Source organism: Frankia torreyi (genome assembly GCF_000948395.1).
GTDB lineage: Bacteria > Actinomycetota > Actinomycetes > Frankiales > Frankiaceae > Frankia > Frankia torreyi.
On record NZ_JYFN01000094.1, the window covers coordinates 1 to 17,145 of the forward strand.

Sequence of the window (17,145 nt, forward strand, 5' to 3'; positions counted from 1 at the left end):
CTGCTGACCATCGACTACCCCCACGCCGAGCGGGTGGTGCTGGTCATGGACAACCTCAATACCCACGGCATCGCCTCGCTCTACGAGGCCTTCGACCCCGCCGTCGCGTTCGCTCTCGCCGGGCGCCTCGAGATCCACCACACCCCCAAACACGGCTCCTGGCTCAACATCGCCGAGATCGAACTGGCCGCACTGACCCGCCAATGCCTCGACCGCCGCATCGACGACCTCGACGTGCTCAACACCGAACTCGCCGCCTGGCAGACAGCCGTCAACGCCGACCAGCGCCAAGTCCACTGGCACTTCACCACCGCCGACGCCCGCACCAAACTCCGCCACCTATACCCCAAACATTAGTGGCGACGGTCTACTAGGCCGCGTCGGCGCAGGACGGTCTCGCCGGCCCCTGACGATCTCGCGGTCGTCGTGTCCGGCCTCTCGGCGAACCCAGGCAGACCCATTCGGGCCACGACAGAACCAGGCAGAACCAGGCGAACGAACCCAGGTGAACGAACCCAGGTGAACGAACCCAGGTGAACCCAGTCGAACCACCGGAGGCGGCGTGACGACCGAGCGGAGCGCGAGTACGGCCCTCGACGAGCTGGCCGCGGATCCCGGCGCCTTCGCCGGTGGAGTCTCCTCCGACGCCCGCCATGCGGCCGTGCGGGCGGGGGTCCGCCGGCTCGGGGATCTGCTCGGTCAGGCCCTGACCCGGCACGAGGGCGCGGCGACGCTCGCGCTCGTCGAGCAGGTCCGCGCGCTGGCCCGCCGCTCCGACAACGGCGCCGAACTCGGTCGGCTGCTCGCCACCGTGGATGACCAGACGGCCATCGTGCTCGCCCGCGCCTTCACCTCCTACTTCCAGCTCGCCAACATCACCGAGCAGCTACACCGGTCCCGGGAGCTGTCCGACCGGGCGCAGGGCCCGCTGGCGGAGACCTTCGCCCGGATGGCCGCCGCGCTCGACGCCGGCACCCTCGACCGGTCGCTGGCCGAGTCGATCGCGCGGCGCCTGGAGCTGCGCCCGGTCTTCACCGCCCATCCGACCGAGGCCAGCCGCCGCTCGGTGCTCGACACGCTGCGCCGCATCGCCGACCTGCTCGACGCGGACAGCCCGGACGGCGCGGCGCCGGCCGCCGACCGGGACCGCACCCAGCGGCGCCTCGCCGAGATGGTCGACGTGCTGTGGCAGACCGACGAGCTGCGGGTGGAACGGCCGAAGCCGGCGGACGAGGCCCGCTCGGCGGCCTACTACCTGGAGCTGATCGCCACCGAGGTGCTACCCGACCTGCTGGAGGAACTCGACCTGGCACTCGCCCGGGTGGGGCTCACGCTGCCGGCCGGGGCGCACCCGTTGCGGTTCGGCTCGTGGGCCGGCGGTGACCGCGACGGCAACCCGAACGTGACCCCGGCGGTCACCCTGGAGGTGCTCACCCTCCAGCACGAGTTCGGTATCCGGCTGCTGACCTCCCAGGTCGAGCAGCTCATCAAGGAGCTGACGGCGTCGACCCGGGTGGTGGGGGTCGGCGACGAGCTGCTGTCCTCGCTGGCCGCGGACCGCCAGGCGCTGCCCGAGGTCCACGACCGCTACATCCGGCTCAACGCCGAGGAGCCCTACCGGCTCAAGTGCAGCTACATCCTGGCGAGGCTCGCCGGCACCCGGGAACGGCTGGCCGCCGGCTCGCCGCACGTGCCCGGGCGGGACTACGGCGGCGTAGCCGAGGTGCTCGACGACCTGGAGGTGATGCGCGCCTCGCTCGCCGCCGGCAACGGATCTCTCGTCGCGGACGGCCCGCTACTGCGCGTGATCCGCACCGCGCGCGCGATGGGGCTGTCGTTGGCCACCCTCGACATCCGCGAGCATGCCGACAAGCACCATGCCGCCCTGGCCGCGGTGTATGACCAGGTCGGGGAGCTCGACGTCCCCTATTCCCAGCTCGACCGGCCCGAGCGGCGCACTCTGCTGTCCGCGGAGCTCGCTCGGCGTCGGCCGCTGCTCGGCGCCGTGCCGCCGCCGCTGCCCCCGGCGGTGCTGGGCACGCTGGAGCTGATGCGCACCGTCCGGGAGGCGCTGGACCGCTTCGGCGGGGATGTCATCGAAAGCTACATCGTCTCGATGACCCGCGACGTCGACGACATCCTGGCCGTGGTGGTACTCGCTCGAGAGGCCGGCCTGGTCGGGCTCGGCTTCGCCGACCGCCCCGCCTGGGCCCGCATCGGCTTCGTCCCGCTGTTCGAGACGGTGGCCGAGCTGCGGGCGGCCGGCTCGCTGCTCGACGGCATGCTGTCCGACCCCTCCTACCGCTCGCTGGTGCGTGCCCGCGCCGACGTGCAGGAGGTCATGCTCGGCTACTCGGACTCGTCCAAGGACGCGGGGATCACCGCGTCCCAGTGGGAGATCCACAAGGCGCAGCGGGAACTGCGCGACGTCGCCCGCCGCCACGGCGTCGTGCTGCGGCTGTTCCACGGCCGCGGCGGCTCCGTCGGCCGCGGCGGCGGCCCGAGCGGCGAGGCGATCATGGCGCAGCCGTTCGGCACGCTGGACGGCTCGATCAAGGTCACCGAGCAGGGCGAGGTGATCTCGGACAAGTACACGCTGCCCCAGCTCGCCCGGCACAACCTGGAGATCACCCTCGCGGCCGTGGTCGAGGCGTCGATCCTGCACCGATCCTCGCGGCTGAACCCGACCACCCTCGCCGGGTGGAACGAGACCATGCAGGCCGTCGCGGATTCGGCCCGAATCTCCTACCAGGCGTTCGTCGGCGATCCGGCGCTCGTGCCGTTCTTTCTCGCCGCCACCCCGGTGGAGGAGCTCGGCAACCTCAACATCGGCTCCCGGCCGTCGCGACGGCCCGGCGGATCCGGGGGGCTCGCCGACCTGCGCGCGATCCCCTGGGTGTTCGGCTGGACGCAGTCGCGGATCATCCTGCCCGGCTGGTTCGGCGTGGGCACCGGCCTGGCCGCGGCCCGGGCCGCGGGGGCCGGCGACACCCTCGCCGAGATGTACCGGTCGTGGCACTTCTTCCGGACCTTCCTCGGCAACGTGCAGATGACCCTGGCCAAGTCGGACCTCACGATCGCCCAGCGGTACGTCTCGACCCTCGCCGGCGACGACGGCGGCTCGATCTTCGAGGCGATCCGCGCCGAACACGCCCGCACGGTCACCGAGGTCCTCGCGGTCACCGGCCAGGCCGAGCTGCTGGAGAACACCCCGACGCTGCGCCACACCCTCGAGGTCCGCGACGCCTACCTCGCCCCGCTGCACGCCCTGCAGGTCTCCCTGCTCGCGCGCGCCCGGGCCGCCGGGGAGGGCGCCGATCCCCTGCTGCGCCGGGCGCTGCTGCTGACGATCAACGGCATCGCCGCCGGCCTGCGCAACACCGGCTGACTCCACCCGGCCGGCCGCCGGACCGAACCACCCTCGCGCAGCTTCTCAATTGTCTTGGTTGACAACCTGTTGTGCGCTATCTACCGTCGGACGCATGAGCCGGCGCCTTCTCCTGGTATGCCGTGCCCACATCGACTTCCATCGCGTCGCGAGCGCGCTCTGTAGACCTCGCCGCTGATCCTTCCGAGTCTCAGGGCCAAGCCGCGCGCCGCGGTCGGCCGCGTGAGCCGGAACAGTCGGGACGGCGGGTCGGCTCCTGCCGTTGAGGCAGCCTGGCCGGAGCAAGCGTCGTTGATCGCCGCGCTTGTCGCGGCGCTCCTACCGGTCCGGCTACCGCCACGGGGCCCAAGGTCCGCTACGACTCCCCTCCCACCCAGCCGACCCGCCGGCCGTGGTCGGCGACCACGGTCATCGTCACGCGCCGCGGTCACAGCGCGTCCGGGCGTGGCACCCGCGGGCCGCCGGTGGGACCCTGCCCCGGTCATCCACCCGAGACGCCGCCACGGTGCGCGCCTCGGCACGCCTCACGCCCGCGCCGCGGAACGGCCGCACGTGGCCCGGCTGTGACGCGAGGAGGTTCCCCGTGTCCGTCCAGCGCAGCGTGTCCGTCCGCAACGAGGTGGGTCTGCGCGGCGAGCCGCCGACCACCCGCGCCCCGCGCACCCGGCCCTCCGGCCGCGGGGGCGCCCCCGGAGCAGGCACGGCGCCGTCAGCCGGCCCGGCAGAGGCCGCTTCGACCGGCAGCGGTCCGGCGGAGGCCGGTCCGACCCGCGGTGGGTCGACCGGCAGTGGGTCGACCGGCAGTGGCATCGGCTCCGGCGCTGCGGCGGCGATCCTGCGGACGGTGCTCGACCACGGGCCGGTCGCCCGCACGGCGATCGGGCGGGCCACGGGGCTCAGCCCGGCGGCGGTGTCACGGCAGACCGCGGGGCTGATCTCGCTGGGCCTGCTGCGCGAGCTCCCGGCGAGCTCGCTGTCCCCGCGGGTGGGGCGCCCGCATGTGCCGCTCGACGTCGACACCCGGCGCCATCTCGCCTGCGGCGTGCACATCGCGGTCCCGTTCGTGACCTTCAGCGTGGTCGACCTGCGCGGCCAGGTGGTCGCCCGGGAGCAGCGGCCGCGGGAGGGAGACGCCATGGCCGTCCTCCAGATGATCATCCGGCACCTGCCCGGCTTCCTCGCTCGGCACGCCACCGGAAGCCGGGTGCTGGGGCTGGGCGTGGTCACCGGCGGTCGGGTCGNCCCCGAGCTCGGCCTGGTGGTCGAGCACGAGCCACTGGACTGGCGGGACGTGCCGGTGCGCGCCGTGCTGGCGGCGGCCACCGGGTTGCCGGTGCACGTCGACGGGCACGCCCGGGCACTGGCGCAGGCGGAGATCCTCTTCGGCGACCCGCGTGCCCGGCGCAGCCTGCTGCACCTGTTCGTGGGCAACGTCGCCGACGCCGCGTTCGCCACCGACGGCTCGGTGCACATCGGCCCCAACTCGGCCGCCGGCGGCATCGCCCACCTGCGGCTCGCCGACAGCGACGCGCCCTGCCGATGCGGCCGGTCCGGCTGCGTGCAGGCGACCCTGTCCGAACGCACGCTGCTACGGCACGCCGTGGGCGAGGGGATCATCTCCCGGCCGGACCTGCAGGACCTGCTGGCCACGGCCCTCGGCGGCGACCGTCGCGCCGTGGCGCTCTTCCGCGACCGGCTGCGAGTGGTGGGACGGCTGATCGCTCTGCTCGTCGACATGATGGATCCGGAGATCGTCGTTCTCACCGAGGCCGCCACCCTGTTCCTGCCAGCCCTGCGGGCCGACCTGTTCGCCGAGATCTCCGCGTACTCCCGGGTGTGCGCCGAACCCGAACGGATGGTGCTGCCGAGCAGCTTCGGCCCCGACGTGCTCGCGGTCGCCGCGGGCGCGGCGGTGCTCGACGCGGTGCACCGCAGCCCGCACAGTCTGCTGGCCGGCCTGACGACGCCGCGGCCGGCCGCGGGGGCGGCTTCTACTCGCCGTCCGGCCACCCCGCTCACCCGCCGCGGCAATTAATTTCAGCGGAACGCAAAATATTGACGGCCCCATCGTTCATCACCGAAGATTGGTCCGTGAACAACATCGGACGCAGCGGCGGGGGNATTTCTCCGCCTCCCGGCCCGTGTTGTCGCCGATGTTGACGCTGGATATCCTCCACCGTACCGAGCGGAGATCCAGGCAGGCTCGCGTCGAGGATGCCGCTACTGCCATCCTCCCCTGCATTTCCGGCTGCTCCGTCGGCCACCCCTGAAACAAGGACGCCGCCTCGGCCGTCGCCGATTCCGGCCGATTTCGGCTGCCCTGAAGGCGTGCAGCCAAAGACCTGGGTCGGCAGCGCGCGAAAACATCGGATGCCCCATTCCCAGCTTCATCCATTCCTTTTCCCGCCCTGGAGGAACTGCAGGATGACCAGCATCACACCCACCGCCCTGGGCATCGACGTCCGCCCGCTCTCCGGCCACACGGGGGCCGAGATCCACGGAATCGACCTGCGCGAGGAGCTCGACGACGCGACCGTGGCGGAGATCCGTTCGGCGCTGCACCAGTGGAAGGTGGTCTTCTTTCGGGACCAGCACATCGACCACGCCCAGCAGGTCGCGTTCGGGCGTCGGTTCGGCCGACTGACGCCGGCGCACCCGCACGAGGAGGCGCCGCCGGCCGGCTTCCCGGAGATCCTGCCGATCGACAGCCGCCGATACGCGAAGGTCTTCGGCAAGCGGAAGGCCACCTACGACAACGGCTGGCACACCGACGTCACCGCCCTGGTGAACCCGCCCACCGCGTCGATCCTGCGCGGCGACGTCATCCCCCCGTACGGCGGGGACACCGCGTGGACGAACCTGGTGGCGGCCTACCAGGGGCTCCCCGAGCCGCTGCGGAACCTGGCGGACGGCCTGCGCGCCCGGCACAGCTTCGGGAACTTCCCCAGCGACAGCGAGTACGGCCGCAGAGTGGCCGCCAATCCGCTGGTGGCAATCCACCCGGTGGTGCGGGTGCACCCCGAGACCGGCGAGCGGGCGTTGTTTGTCAGCCCGAGCTTCACCGCGAAGGACGGCGAGATCATCGGCTTCTCGCCGAAGCAGAGCCGGCAGATCCTCGACGTTTTCTACGACCAGATCTCCCGCTCCGAGTTCACCGTGCGGTTCAAGTGGAACCAGGGCGACGTCGCGTTCTGGGACAACCGGGCGACCGCTCATCTGGGGCCGTCCGACCTCGGCCACCTCGACTTCGACCGGGTGCTGTACCGGGTGACCATCGAGGGCGACATCCCGGTCGGCGTGGACGGTCGAGAGTCGGAACTCGTCGCCGGCGAGCCTTTCCTCGGTACCTGACGAGACTGAACCGGCGGGCCCGCAGGGCCTGACCGACGGTCCGCAGCCGAGGGCCGAGACCCCCCGAGGGCCAAGAAATCCGCCGAGAGCCGCGAGGGCCGTCTCCCTCGCGGCTTTCGGGCGCACGCCGGACGGCCGCCGACCACCGGCCGGGTTTGACCGACCAGCCGAGTTTAACCGACCAGCCGGGTCTGACCGACCAGCCGGGTCTGACCGACCGACAGGGAGATCTCCATGCATCATCGACGACCGTGGGCGCGGCGTCCTTCCCTCCTGACCGCCGGACTCGCCGTGCTCATCGCGGTGGTCCTGGCCGCCTGCGGCAGCGGCGGCGGGGACGGCGCGCGGGCGGCGGCCGGCGACCAGCGGGTGACGCTGCGGATCGGCGACCAGAGCAAGACCCTGGAGCTGCCGCTGACGCTGTCCGGCGCGGCCAGGGGCGCCCCGTACGGTCTGGCCTACAGCACGTTCGCCGACGGGCCGCACATGAATGCCGCCTTCAGCGCGGGGCGCCTCGACGTCGGCTACATGGGTGACACGCCGGTGCTGTTCGCGAACGCCGCGAACGCCGGTGTCGTGGCGATCTCCGTCGCCGAGAACCCGGTGAACAGTCAGACGATCATCGCGAGAGCCGGCTCCGGGATCCGCACGCCGGCTGATCTGCGCGGCCGGCGGGTCGCGTTCACCCTCGGCACGTCGCTGCACGGCTACCTGCTCAACCAGCTCGACGGCGCCGGCCTGAACCAGGACGACATCAGCCCGGTCAATGTGCCCGTCACCAGCCTGACCTCGACGCTGGCCTCCGGCAAGGTCGACGCGATCGTCTACACCCGGCAGTACACGGCCGCCGTCGCCAGGCAGGCTCCCGGCTCCTACGAGATCCAGACCCGTCCGCTGCCGCAGTACTCGGTGCTGCTCGCGTCGAAGTCGGCGCTGAAGAACCCGGCGAAACGCGCCGCGATCCAGGACTTCGTCCTGCGGCTGGCACGGGCCTGGTCCTGGCCGAAGGCAAACGCCGCCGTCTGGGTCCAGAAGTACTACGTCGACCAGCTCAAGCAGGATCCGGTCGCCTCGCGCAAGTACTTCGACTCGCTGCCCGAGGCCCGCTACCGGCCGGTCTCCCCCGCCTTCGTGGCCAGCCAGCGGGTGCAGGCCCGGCTGCTGGGCAGCGTCGGTGAGCTGCCGAAGTCCCTCGACGTCGACGACGAGCTCGATCCCGCGTTCACCGGCGAGCTGACCGCGGCCTTCGCGAAGGCGTTCCCCGCAACCTGAGTGGGCCGCAATGCGACTCCGCGCGACCGCCTGCGCGGCGGTCGAACAGAGCCGGTACTGGGACAGGTTCATCTCCTTGGAAAGGCAGGTCAACCCGTGACCAGCAAGGGACGGCGTCTCCTCCCCGCCGTGAACGGCGCAGTCTCCACGCCGCAAGCCCGATGACCGAACGCATCTCGCACCACGACGTAGCCGGGCAGCACGCGACGTCCCCCGGTCCGCTCGCGGCCGAACCTTCGACGACCGCAGCCGAACCGGCGGGACGGTCCCAGGTAGTCCTGGTGGACCTCACCGCCGGGCGGCGCCGCACCACCAGGCGGCGTCGGGTGCCGACGGAGGTGCGCCGCTTCCTCGGCCCGGCGCTGCTGTTCGCACTGTGGTGGGCCGTGACGGGGCTCGACCTCGTCAGCGATCGCGCGCTGGCCTCGCCCGCGGCCGTCCTCGACGCGGCCCGCGAGCTGTGGCGCAACGGAGACCTCGTCGACAGTCTCGGCGCCTCCCTGTACCGGGTGGGGGCCGGCGTGCTGTTCGGCGTCGGCATCGGGCTGGCGCTCGCCATCATCGCCGGCTTCTTCCGGACGGCCTCGGACGTCGTCGACTCGGCGATGAACTTCCTGCGCACGATCCCGGTCATCGCCCTGCTGCCGCTGATCATCGTGTGGATCGGGATCGGCGAGAGCGCCAAGATCTTTCTGATTACCGTCGGCGTCGCGTTCCCCATCTACATGAACACCTACGCGGCGATCCGCGGCGTCGACGCCCGGCTCGTGGAGGCCGGGCAGACCTTCGGGCTGGGCCGGTTCGGGCTGGTGCGTTCGGTCATCGTGCCGGGGGCCGCGCCGGGCTTCCTCGTCGGGCTGCGCTGGGCGCTCGGCGTCGCCTGGCTGCTGCTGGTGTTCGCCGAGCAGGTCAACACCGACTCCGGCCTCGGCTATCTGCTCAACAGCGCGCAGTCCTGGAACCGCACCGACATCATCGTGCTCTGCCTGGTCGTCTACGGAATCCTCGGGCTGGTCAGCGACGGCCTGGTCCGCCTCTTGGAAAGGACGCTGCTGTCATGGCGCCGCAGCTTCGACGGAACGTGAGCACGCAGGATCCGCAGCACCCGGCGTACGCGGCGGCGGCGGATCCTGCGCCGGGGGCGGGCGGCGGGGTCGCCGTCCTCGCTCGAGCCGACACCGAGAGCTCCAGGAACGCCGAGGAAGCCCGTCGCAGGGACGCCGGCACCGTGGACGCCAGCACCGTGGACGCCGGCACCGTGGACGCCGGCACCGTGAGCGTTAGCACCGTGGATGCCGGCAGAGGGACCGCCGGCGGAGGGGCTGCGAGCGGGGTCGCGGTGCGCGTCCGCGGGCTGCGGCGCGTCTTCGGCGAGCAGGTGGTGCTCGACGGGCTCGATCTGACGATCACGCCGGGCGAGTTCGTCGCCCTGCTCGGCCGCAGCGGGTCGGGGAAGAGCACGCTGATCCGGATCCTGGGCGGCTTCGACGATGGTGTGGAGGGCGAGGTGCTGGCCGCCCGGCGGCGCTCGGTCGTCTTCCAGGAGGCGCGGCTGCTGCCGTGGAAGCGGGTCCTGCCGAACGTCACGCTCGGCCTGGCCGGCCGGGACATCGCCGAACGCGGCCGCGTGGCGCTCGCGGAGGTCGGTCTGGCCGGTCGGGAACGGTCGTGGCCGGCGACGCTGTCCGGCGGCGAGGCTCAACGGGTGGCGCTGGCGCGGGCGCTCGTGCGGGAACCGGATCTGCTCATGCTCGACGAACCGTTCGGCGCTCTCGACGCCCTGACCCGGATCCGGATGCATGCCCTGCTCCAACACCTGTGCCGGCGGCACCAGCCGGCGGTGCTGTTCGTGACGCACGACGTCGACGAGGCGATCCTGCTCGCCGACCGGGTGCTCGTGCTCACCGAGGGCCGGTTCTCCCTGGACGTCCCGGTGGAGGTGGCATCACCGCGCCGACGGGCCGACCCCGCCTTCGACCGGCTGCGCGCCACGCTGCTCGCCGAGCTGGGCGTGGACGACCTGGCGGCGGGCACCCACTGACGCCTCCGTGCGGTCGGGCCGCACCACACCGCCCGGCCGCACCACACCGCTGTCGCCGCGGCCGTTCGCGCAGAAACCACCATCGGGCGGATCGTGCGGCCGATGGATCGGCCGGACGATCGGCCGCCACGCCGTCTGAGTGATCGGACGGGTGCGAGGCGGCTCCGAATGCGGCGGATCATCGTCGTCCCCGCACTAAACTCTGATGCCGTGACGGGTCAGGGCGGTCCGCGGGGCAGGGGAGGGGCTCCGGCGGCCATGCCGCCGCCCGAGGAGCCCACGACCGGCACCGGCACCAGCACCGGCGTGGGGGCCGTGCCGCGCCCGCCGGCCGGATGGGCCGCAACCCGCGGCGGGCGGATCGCCCGGACCACGGTGGCGTCACTGCTGACTGTCGGGTTGGCGGTGGCCGCGCACGTCCTCGCCTGCGGCAGGGCGCCGGCCGTCGCGGTCGCGCTGGTGGGGATCGTCCTGGTGATGCGCGTCTGCTGGGGCGTGTCGGAACGCCGGGCGTCGATGCCCCGGCTGGTCGGGCTGGTGCTCGCCGTCCAGGCGTGCCTGCACGTGGCCTTCGGGCTGTCCGCCCCCGCCGGCCATGCCGGCATGGCCGGCGAGGGAAACCACGTGGGGCTCACGGCGGCGTCGCCGGTGGACCTGGTGCCCGGCGGGGCGGCGATGCTCGGCCTGCACCTGACCGCCGCGCTGCTTCTCGCCGGGTGGCTCGCGCTCGGCGAGCGCCTGCTCTGGCAGGCCGCGCGCGGGGCGGTGCGGGTGGCCCGCCGCGCGGTGGACCGGCTGCACCGCCCGCGACCGGGCGACGGTGTGCCCGCAACGGTCGCGAGCCCGCGATTTCCCGCCCCCTCCGGGCCGCCTGGCATGGCGTGCTCGCTGTGGCTTCGGCATGTGGTGGTGCGGCGCGGGCCGCCACGCCTCGCGGCCTGACCCACCGCCGCCCGTCGCGGCGCACAGGATCCGTTTCGTAGCACCGGTCTCCAGGACTCGGAGCAACCATGTCACGCTCATTTCCGGCACTTTCCGCCTCGAATCCGTCGCTGCCGGCGGCTCGCACCTCGATGAGCCGCACCGGCCGGGCAACCACGATCAGCCCGGCAACCACGATCGGCTCGGCGACCACCTTCGGTGCAGCGACCACAACCAGCCCGGCGACCACAGCAGGCCCAGCAACCACGGCAGGCCCAGCAACCACGGCAGGCCCAGCAACCACCACCGGCCCGGCGACGACAGGAGCGGTCAGATCGACCGCCGCCCCCACCGTGGCGCGGCCGTCGGCCGGCTCGGCCGGGACGGTCATGGCAGCGCCGGCTGCCTCCGCCGTGCCCCAGCCCAAGAGGGCGGCCGGGGATCTGGAGCGGGCCGTCCTGACCCTGCTGTGGTCGGCCGACGAGCCGTTGATGCCCTTCCAGGTCCAGCAACGCCTCGGCGCCGGTCTCGCGCAGAGCACGATCGCGACGACCCTGCTGCGGCTGGTGAACAAGGGGATGGTCCAGCGGGCGCCGCGGGGAAGGGGTTTCGCCTACCGTCCCCTGCGGCGGGCCGCCGACCACGCGGCGGGGCAGATGCTCGACTTCCTGCTTCGCGGCGAGAATCCCGACAGCGTCCTGCGAAGCTTCGCCCGCCGACTCTCCACCGATCAGCGCGATGTCCTTCTCCGCGCGCTGACCTGATCAGCGGCGGATTCGCCTACGGCGTCGCGGCCGGGTCCTCGCCGGCGGGGTCCTCGCCGGCGAGCTGGGCGGTGATGCGGTCGAGCGCGGCGAGGTCGGCCGTGTCGAGTGCGACGAGCGCCGCGGGCGGCCGGTTGAGCATGTCGTCGGCGAGGCGGGCCGCCGTCCGGCCGGAGGCGGTCAGCTCGACGAGCTTCGAGCGCCGGTCGTCCGGGTGCACGGTGCGTTCGGCCAGGCCGCGCCGTTCCAGCTCGTGAACGGTCAGGGTGGTGTAGGGGCGGTCGATCGACAGGGCGGCGGCGAGTTCGCCCAGCGTCAGTGGCCCGGCCTGTAGCGCCAGGAGCGCCTTGACCCGGATGAAGCTGAGATCGAGCGCCTCGCAGACCTCTCGCCGGCGCTCGTTGCGATCGACCACGACCGCCCGGATCCGCCGCCACACCCGAGCCGCCCGCGCTGACCTCTCCGCCCGCCCGGCCAGCACCGCCGCCCCGGAGCACGCGCCTGCCTCGGTCGGCCCGGCTGCCTCGCCTGGGCCGGGCGCATGGGCCGGGCGGGACGGCTCGGACAGCACGGGCCGCCCGACGGAGACGCCGACGGGCGCGGGCGTCGGGCCCGTCGGGTCGGCCACCGCCGCAGCGGTCAGCGCGGGAGCGCGCCGGTCAGCGCGTGGGAGCGAACTCATCGTGACCATCCTGCCCGGAGGAACCGTGGGACCGAGACCGGGCCGCGGCGCCGGCGCGCCCCACCCCGGACCGCCGCCGGAAAGCGCCCTGCCGCCCGACGGGGCGGCCGGCACGGCGCTCGTCGCTCCCGCCAACCCCCGCCGCCGCGGGCCGCACCGGACGCCGGTGCCGCCCGCCCCCCTGGGTGTCCCCGGGGCGCGGACCGGCCGCGGCCGGTCCGTCGCCCTCGGTCTGCCTCGCCGACGCGGCGTCCCGGGCAGCCGGCGTCCGACGGGCATCGGCATCGGCATCGGCATCGGCGACAGAACCAGCGGCACCAGCGGCATCAGCGGCATCAGCGGCGAGCCGGGCGGCGGTGCGCTGCGCGGTGCCGCGCGCCCAGGTACCGGTGCTCGCGGCTCCGAGCAGCAGCACGCCCGCTCCGCACAGCACGATGGTCCACCAGCCGACGGCACTGGTCGGGTCGACGACCCCGGCGCGGCCGGCGACGCGCGCCGCGGCGAGCGACCCGATGACCGCGACGCCGAGGGACTGCCCGACCTGGCGACTCGTCGAGGCGATGCCAGCGGCCACCCCGGCCTGGGACTGCGGCATGCCGGTCACGGCCGTGTTGGTGATCGGCGCGTTGACCATGCCGAATCCTAGCCCGACGAGCACATACGCCGACACGAGCCAGGGTATCGAGGTGCTCACACCCAGCCCGGTCAGCATCACGCTGCCAGCCGTCATCGTCACACCCGCGATGAGCAGCGGCGTGCGGGCCCCACGACTGGCCACGAGCCGCCCGGCGATCGGCGCGGACACCACCGTCATCCCGGCCATCGGCAGGGTGGTGATCCCGGCGAGCAGCGGCGAGTAGCCCCGGACCTCCTGCAGGTACAACGTGTTGAGGAACAGGAAGCCGGCCAGCGCGGCGAAGGCGAACACGGCGATGCCGGTCGCCCCGGCGAACGGCGCCGCCCGGAAGAAGCGGACGTCCAGCAACGGTTCGGCGCGGCGGCCTTCGTAGCGGACGAGCACGGCCGCCCCCACCGCCGACACCGCGAACAGCGCCAGCGTCCGGGCGGCGAGCCAGCCCGCCGACGGGGCCTCGATGATCCCGTAGGTCAGTGCGGCCAGGACGGCGATCACCAGGGCCTGCCCCACCGGGTCGAACCGGCGGGCCCGCGCCGCGCGCGACTCCGGGACGAACAGGCCCGCGAGCACCAGCGCCGCGACGCCGACGGGGACGTTGACCCAGAAGATCGCCCGCCAGCTCACCGACTCGACGAGCGTCCCGCCGAGCACCGGTCCCAGCGCCATGCTGACGCCGATCACTGCGCCCCACACCCCGATCGCCCGGGCCCGTTCCCGCGAGTCGGTGAAGGTGTTGCTGATGATCGACATGGCGACCGGGTTCAGCATCGACCCGCCGACCGCCTGCACCATCCGGAAGGCGATCAACCAGGTCAGGCTCGGCGCGAGGCTGCACAGCAGCGACCCGAGGGTGAACAGGACCAGCCCGGTCTGGAAGACCCGGCGACGGCCGAGCCGGTCTCCCGTCGACCCGCCGAGCATGAGCAGGCTGGCCAGGACCAGCGTGTAGGCGTCGATCGTCCATTGCAGGCCGGAGGCGGAGGCGTGCAGGTCGCGGCGCAACGACGGCAGCGCGACGTTCACGATCGTGTTGTCGAGCCCGACGATGAACAGGCTCATACAGCAGATCGCCAGGACGAGTAGTCGCCGTCCCCGGGTCAGGTCGGACATCGGCAGCTCCCCAGCGAGCGGCGTGGCCGGCACCGACGGCACTGTGCGGCGGCCGAGCCTGACCACGCCCCCGGATAGTTGTAAATCAACAATTTTTAGCCTACTACAACGGTCTCGCGGTGCGCCCGGCACCGCCGCCCGTCCTGCCCGCCGCGACGAGATCGGCGAAGCACGGGGAGTTGCTGGCGGCCGATGACGAGGGCGAGCCCATGGGACCGTCACCAACCTCCAGCACTTCCCCATCGCTATACGGTCCCGACCCCTCCGACCACCGGGCCGATCGGCGTCACCCCGGCTCGCGCCGGGCCGTGAGCAGGAGGCGGCCGGCGCCCAGGGTGAAGGGCGTGCCGTCCGGGCCGGCATAGCGTCGGATGTCGGTGAACCCGGCGTCCGTCAGCAGGTCGCCCAGATGGGCGCTCGTGTAGATGTGGTGCAGCGCGGTGGCGTCGAGCCGCCGGGCCCCCTGGATGAAGCGGTAGCGGCTGATCAGCCGGCTCGCCGCGACGTCGTACTCGGTGGTCGTCTCCACGGTGATGTCGCCGGTCCGCATGGTGCGCGGCGCCCCGGTGAAGCCGGGCAGGATCGACTCGGCCGTCGCACCGAAGTCGACGACCAGCCCGCCACCCGGGCGGACAGCCCGGCCGAGCGCCGCAGCGAAGGCGCGGGTGCCGGCCAGATCCAGGTAGCCGAAGCTGTTGCCCAGGCAGACCGCGGCGTCGAAGACGCCGAACCGGCCGATGTCGCGCATGTCGCCGTGTTCGAACGCCACCGCCTGCCTGACGACCCGCGCCGCACGCTGGGCGTGGGCGATGGCCTCCGTGGACAGGTCGACCCCGGTCACCCGGTGGCCGCGCGCGGCGAGGGCGAGGCTGTGCCGGCCGCTGCCGCACGGGACGTCCAGGATCCGCGAATCGTCCGGCAGACCGAGCCTGGCCTCGACGAAGTCGATGTCGGCCGCGGTCCATTCCGGTGAGGCGGCGCGCCGCCAGAACTCGTTGGGAAGGTCGGTGAAGAAGTCCGCGTACCACGCGGACGGGATGTGTGCGGATGGGCTGTATGTGGACGGAGTGTGCTCGGACAACGCAGGATGCTCCCGATTGAGGTACCTCGACAGGACGTTGCTGTCGCGGGGCACCGGGAGAAGGACAGCCGCGCGCGGTCAGCCCGACGGCGGACGGCAGTGCTCCGCGGACGGGCTGTGCGCCGCGGAACGGCCCGAGGCCGGCGCGGCGCTGCGCGTGACCGCCGCCGGACCGGGCTGGCCGGGCGATCACCGGTGACCCGGGACGGGGCCCGGGGCAGCCATGGCATCCTCCATGTTTGCCGCCGGGCCGTGGCCCGACGGGTCTACGGGCAAGGCTAGGCCGGCCGGTCCGGGCCGGCAACGGGTTTTCCGCCCCCGGCCCTGGCCGCGCCTACCCGGCTGGGATCCAAGCCGGCGCACGCCCGTATCCTCAGTGCGGGTCGAATCGGGATCGGGAGGGCACTGCGGTGTTACCCCTGCGTCCCGACGATCCGGAGCTGATCGGCGACTACCGGCTGTTGCAGCGGCTCGGCGCCGGCGGCATGGGTCGGGTGTACCTCGGCCGCAGCCCAGGCGGGCGCACCGTGGCAATCAAGGTGATCCGATCCGAGTTCGCCGACGACCCGCAGTTCCGCCAGCGGTTCCGGCGCGAGGTCGACGCGGCCCGTCGGGTGGGCGGGGCGTGGACCGCCCCGGTGCTCGACGCCGACCCCGACGCCGAGCAGCCCTGGCTGGTCACCACCTTCGTGCCCGGTCCGTCGCTGCATGAGGCCGTCCGCGCCCACGGCCCGCTGCCAGCCCGCACCGTCCGGGCCCTCGGCGCGGGTCTGGCCGAGGCGTTGATCGCCGTGCACGGCGCGGGCCTGGTGCACCGGGACCTCAAGCCGTCCAACGTGCTGCTGAGCCTGGACGGTCCGCGGGTCATCGACTTCGGCATCTCACGGGCGGTCGATGCGACCACGCTGACGCACACCGGGGCGGCGATCGGCTCGCCGGCGTTCATGGCGCCCGAGCAGATCAGGACCGGGGACGTCGGGCCGGCCAGCGACGTCTTCGCCCTCGGCGCGGTGCTCGTGCACGCCGCGACCGGCGCCGGCCCGTTCCAGGCCACCACCGTGCCGGCGATGATGTACGCCGTCCTGTCCCGGGAGCCGGACCTGGCCGCCGTGCCGGCCGACCTGCGCGACCTGATCGGCGCCTGCCTGCGCAAGGCCCCCGGCGAGCGCCCCTCCCCCGCCGCGGTGCTGGCGGCGCTGGCGCCCGCCGGTGGCGCGGCCGGGCTGATCGCCGCCGGCTGGCTGCCCGCGACACTCGTCACCGCCCTGAGCCGCCGCGCCGTCGCCCTGCTCGACCTCGACGCCCCGACCCGCCCGCCCCCGCCGCAGGGCCTGTCCGGCACCGGGTCACCGCATGCGGCTGGCACTCCGAACCACCCCGAGCCGCCGCCCACCAGCACCGGCCCGGACGCGAGCCACGGACCGTGGCCGGATCGCGGCCGCACCCGCACCGTCCCCTCCGACCCGCGCGGGTATCCGCCTCCTGGCACCACCCCGCCGCCCGATCCGTACCGACCACTCGGTAACACCCCGCCACCCGACGGCTTTCCAGCACCCAGTGCCCTCCCGCCACCCGGCACACCCTCGCGCCCCGGCACCGGCTCGATGCCCGGGCCCCGGCCGGGTCAGGACCTGCCGTGGCCGCCGGCCGCGCCCAGGCAGCCGGCGACGCCACGCCGACGGTCTCGCGTCCTCGCGGTCCTCGCGGCCGCGGCCGCCGTCGGTCTGGCTCTGGTCGCCCTGGCCGTGGTGCTGATCGTCGATCGTGGCTTCGGCGGCGGCTCCGACGGCGGCACCGCCACTGCCGGCGGTGCCCGCGCGGGTTCCACGTCCGGCGCAACCGCGGGCGCGGCATCGGGGGCGGGGGCGGGGGCGGGGGCGGGGGCGGGGGCGGTCGGC

At 73.4% G+C, this 17,145-nt stretch carries 12 protein-coding genes and 2 pseudogenes; 11 read left to right on the top strand and 3 right to left on the bottom strand.

All coding sequences use genetic code 11. The features are described from left to right. The 10 genes and pseudogenes from FF36_RS29665 to FF36_RS29705 form a co-directional block, all read left to right on the top strand. A partial coding sequence (locus FF36_RS29665; protein ID WP_044888519.1) for a transposase occupies positions 1 to 357 on the top strand: 357 nt, incomplete at its 5' end. A 205-nt stretch (positions 358 to 562) separates the two neighbouring features. After that, complete coding sequence (ppc, locus tag FF36_RS29670) at positions 563 to 3,388, top strand: phosphoenolpyruvate carboxylase (protein ID WP_199865549.1); 2,826 nt, start codon at positions 563 to 565, stop codon at positions 3,386 to 3,388. 1,096 nt (positions 3,389 to 4,484) lie between these two features. Next, positions 4,485 to 4,629 (top strand): annotated as a pseudogene (locus FF36_RS39540) (serine/threonine protein kinase); the annotation flags it as partial. A 1-nt stretch (position 4,630) separates the two neighbouring features. Further along, positions 4,631 to 5,423, top strand: a pseudogene (locus tag FF36_RS39545) (ROK family protein); the annotation flags it as partial. A 389-nt stretch (positions 5,424 to 5,812) separates the two neighbouring features. Continuing rightward, the gene (locus FF36_RS29680; RefSeq protein ID WP_044888520.1) at positions 5,813 to 6,739 is read left to right on the top strand and encodes a TauD/TfdA dioxygenase family protein; all 927 of its coding nucleotides are present in this window, start codon (positions 5,813 to 5,815) and stop codon (positions 6,737 to 6,739) included. Between the two features lie 234 nt (positions 6,740 to 6,973). After that, entirely contained in the window at positions 6,974 to 8,011 is a 1,038-nt protein-coding gene (locus FF36_RS29685; RefSeq protein WP_044888521.1) for a PhnD/SsuA/transferrin family substrate-binding protein, read from the top strand. Positions 8,012 to 8,172: 161 nt separating this feature from the next. Further along, entirely contained in the window at positions 8,173 to 9,096 is a 924-nt protein-coding gene (locus tag FF36_RS29690) for an ABC transporter permease (protein WP_242422986.1), read from the top strand. Further along, the gene (locus FF36_RS29695; protein WP_052681608.1) at positions 9,069 to 10,052 is read left to right on the top strand and encodes an ABC transporter ATP-binding protein; all 984 of its coding nucleotides are present in this window, start codon (positions 9,069 to 9,071) and stop codon (positions 10,050 to 10,052) included. Before FF36_RS29690 ends, FF36_RS29695 begins: the two co-directional genes overlap by 28 nt. Before the next feature lie 258 nt (positions 10,053 to 10,310). Beyond that, complete coding sequence (locus tag FF36_RS31905) at positions 10,311 to 10,994, top strand: hypothetical protein (protein ID WP_052681610.1); 684 nt, start codon at positions 10,311 to 10,313, stop codon at positions 10,992 to 10,994. A gap of 368 nt (positions 10,995 to 11,362) precedes the next feature. Beyond that, positions 11,363 to 11,737: a BlaI/MecI/CopY family transcriptional regulator gene (locus tag FF36_RS29705; protein ID WP_044888527.1), complete on the top strand. Its 375-nt coding sequence runs from the start codon at positions 11,363 to 11,365 to the stop codon at positions 11,735 to 11,737. Positions 11,738 to 11,753: 16 nt separating this feature from the next. Here FF36_RS29705 and FF36_RS39550 read toward each other — a convergent pair whose 3' ends face one another. The 3 genes from FF36_RS39550 to FF36_RS29720 all read right to left on the bottom strand — a co-directional run bounded on the left by FF36_RS39550 (position 11,754) and on the right by FF36_RS29720 (position 15,247). Continuing rightward, positions 11,754 to 12,419 (bottom strand): MarR family winged helix-turn-helix transcriptional regulator, encoded by a 666-nt coding sequence (locus FF36_RS39550; protein ID WP_236706520.1) that lies wholly within the window; start codon positions 12,417 to 12,419, stop codon positions 11,754 to 11,756. Beyond that, positions 12,397 to 14,166, bottom strand: coding sequence for an MFS transporter (locus FF36_RS29715; protein WP_044888529.1), 1,770 nt, complete (start codon positions 14,164 to 14,166; stop codon positions 12,397 to 12,399). The genes FF36_RS39550 and FF36_RS29715 overlap by 23 nt, the downstream gene beginning before the upstream one ends. A 286-nt stretch (positions 14,167 to 14,452) precedes the next feature. Beyond that, on the bottom strand, positions 14,453 to 15,247 hold the full coding sequence (locus FF36_RS29720; RefSeq protein ID WP_044888530.1) for an SAM-dependent methyltransferase: 795 nt from the start codon (positions 15,245 to 15,247) through the stop codon (positions 14,453 to 14,455). A gap of 410 nt (positions 15,248 to 15,657) precedes the next feature. Between FF36_RS29720 and FF36_RS31910 the strand changes: the two genes are divergently transcribed. Beyond that, on the top strand, positions 15,658 to 17,145 hold a 1,488-nt coding region (locus FF36_RS31910; RefSeq protein ID WP_052681612.1), incomplete at its 3' end, for a serine/threonine-protein kinase.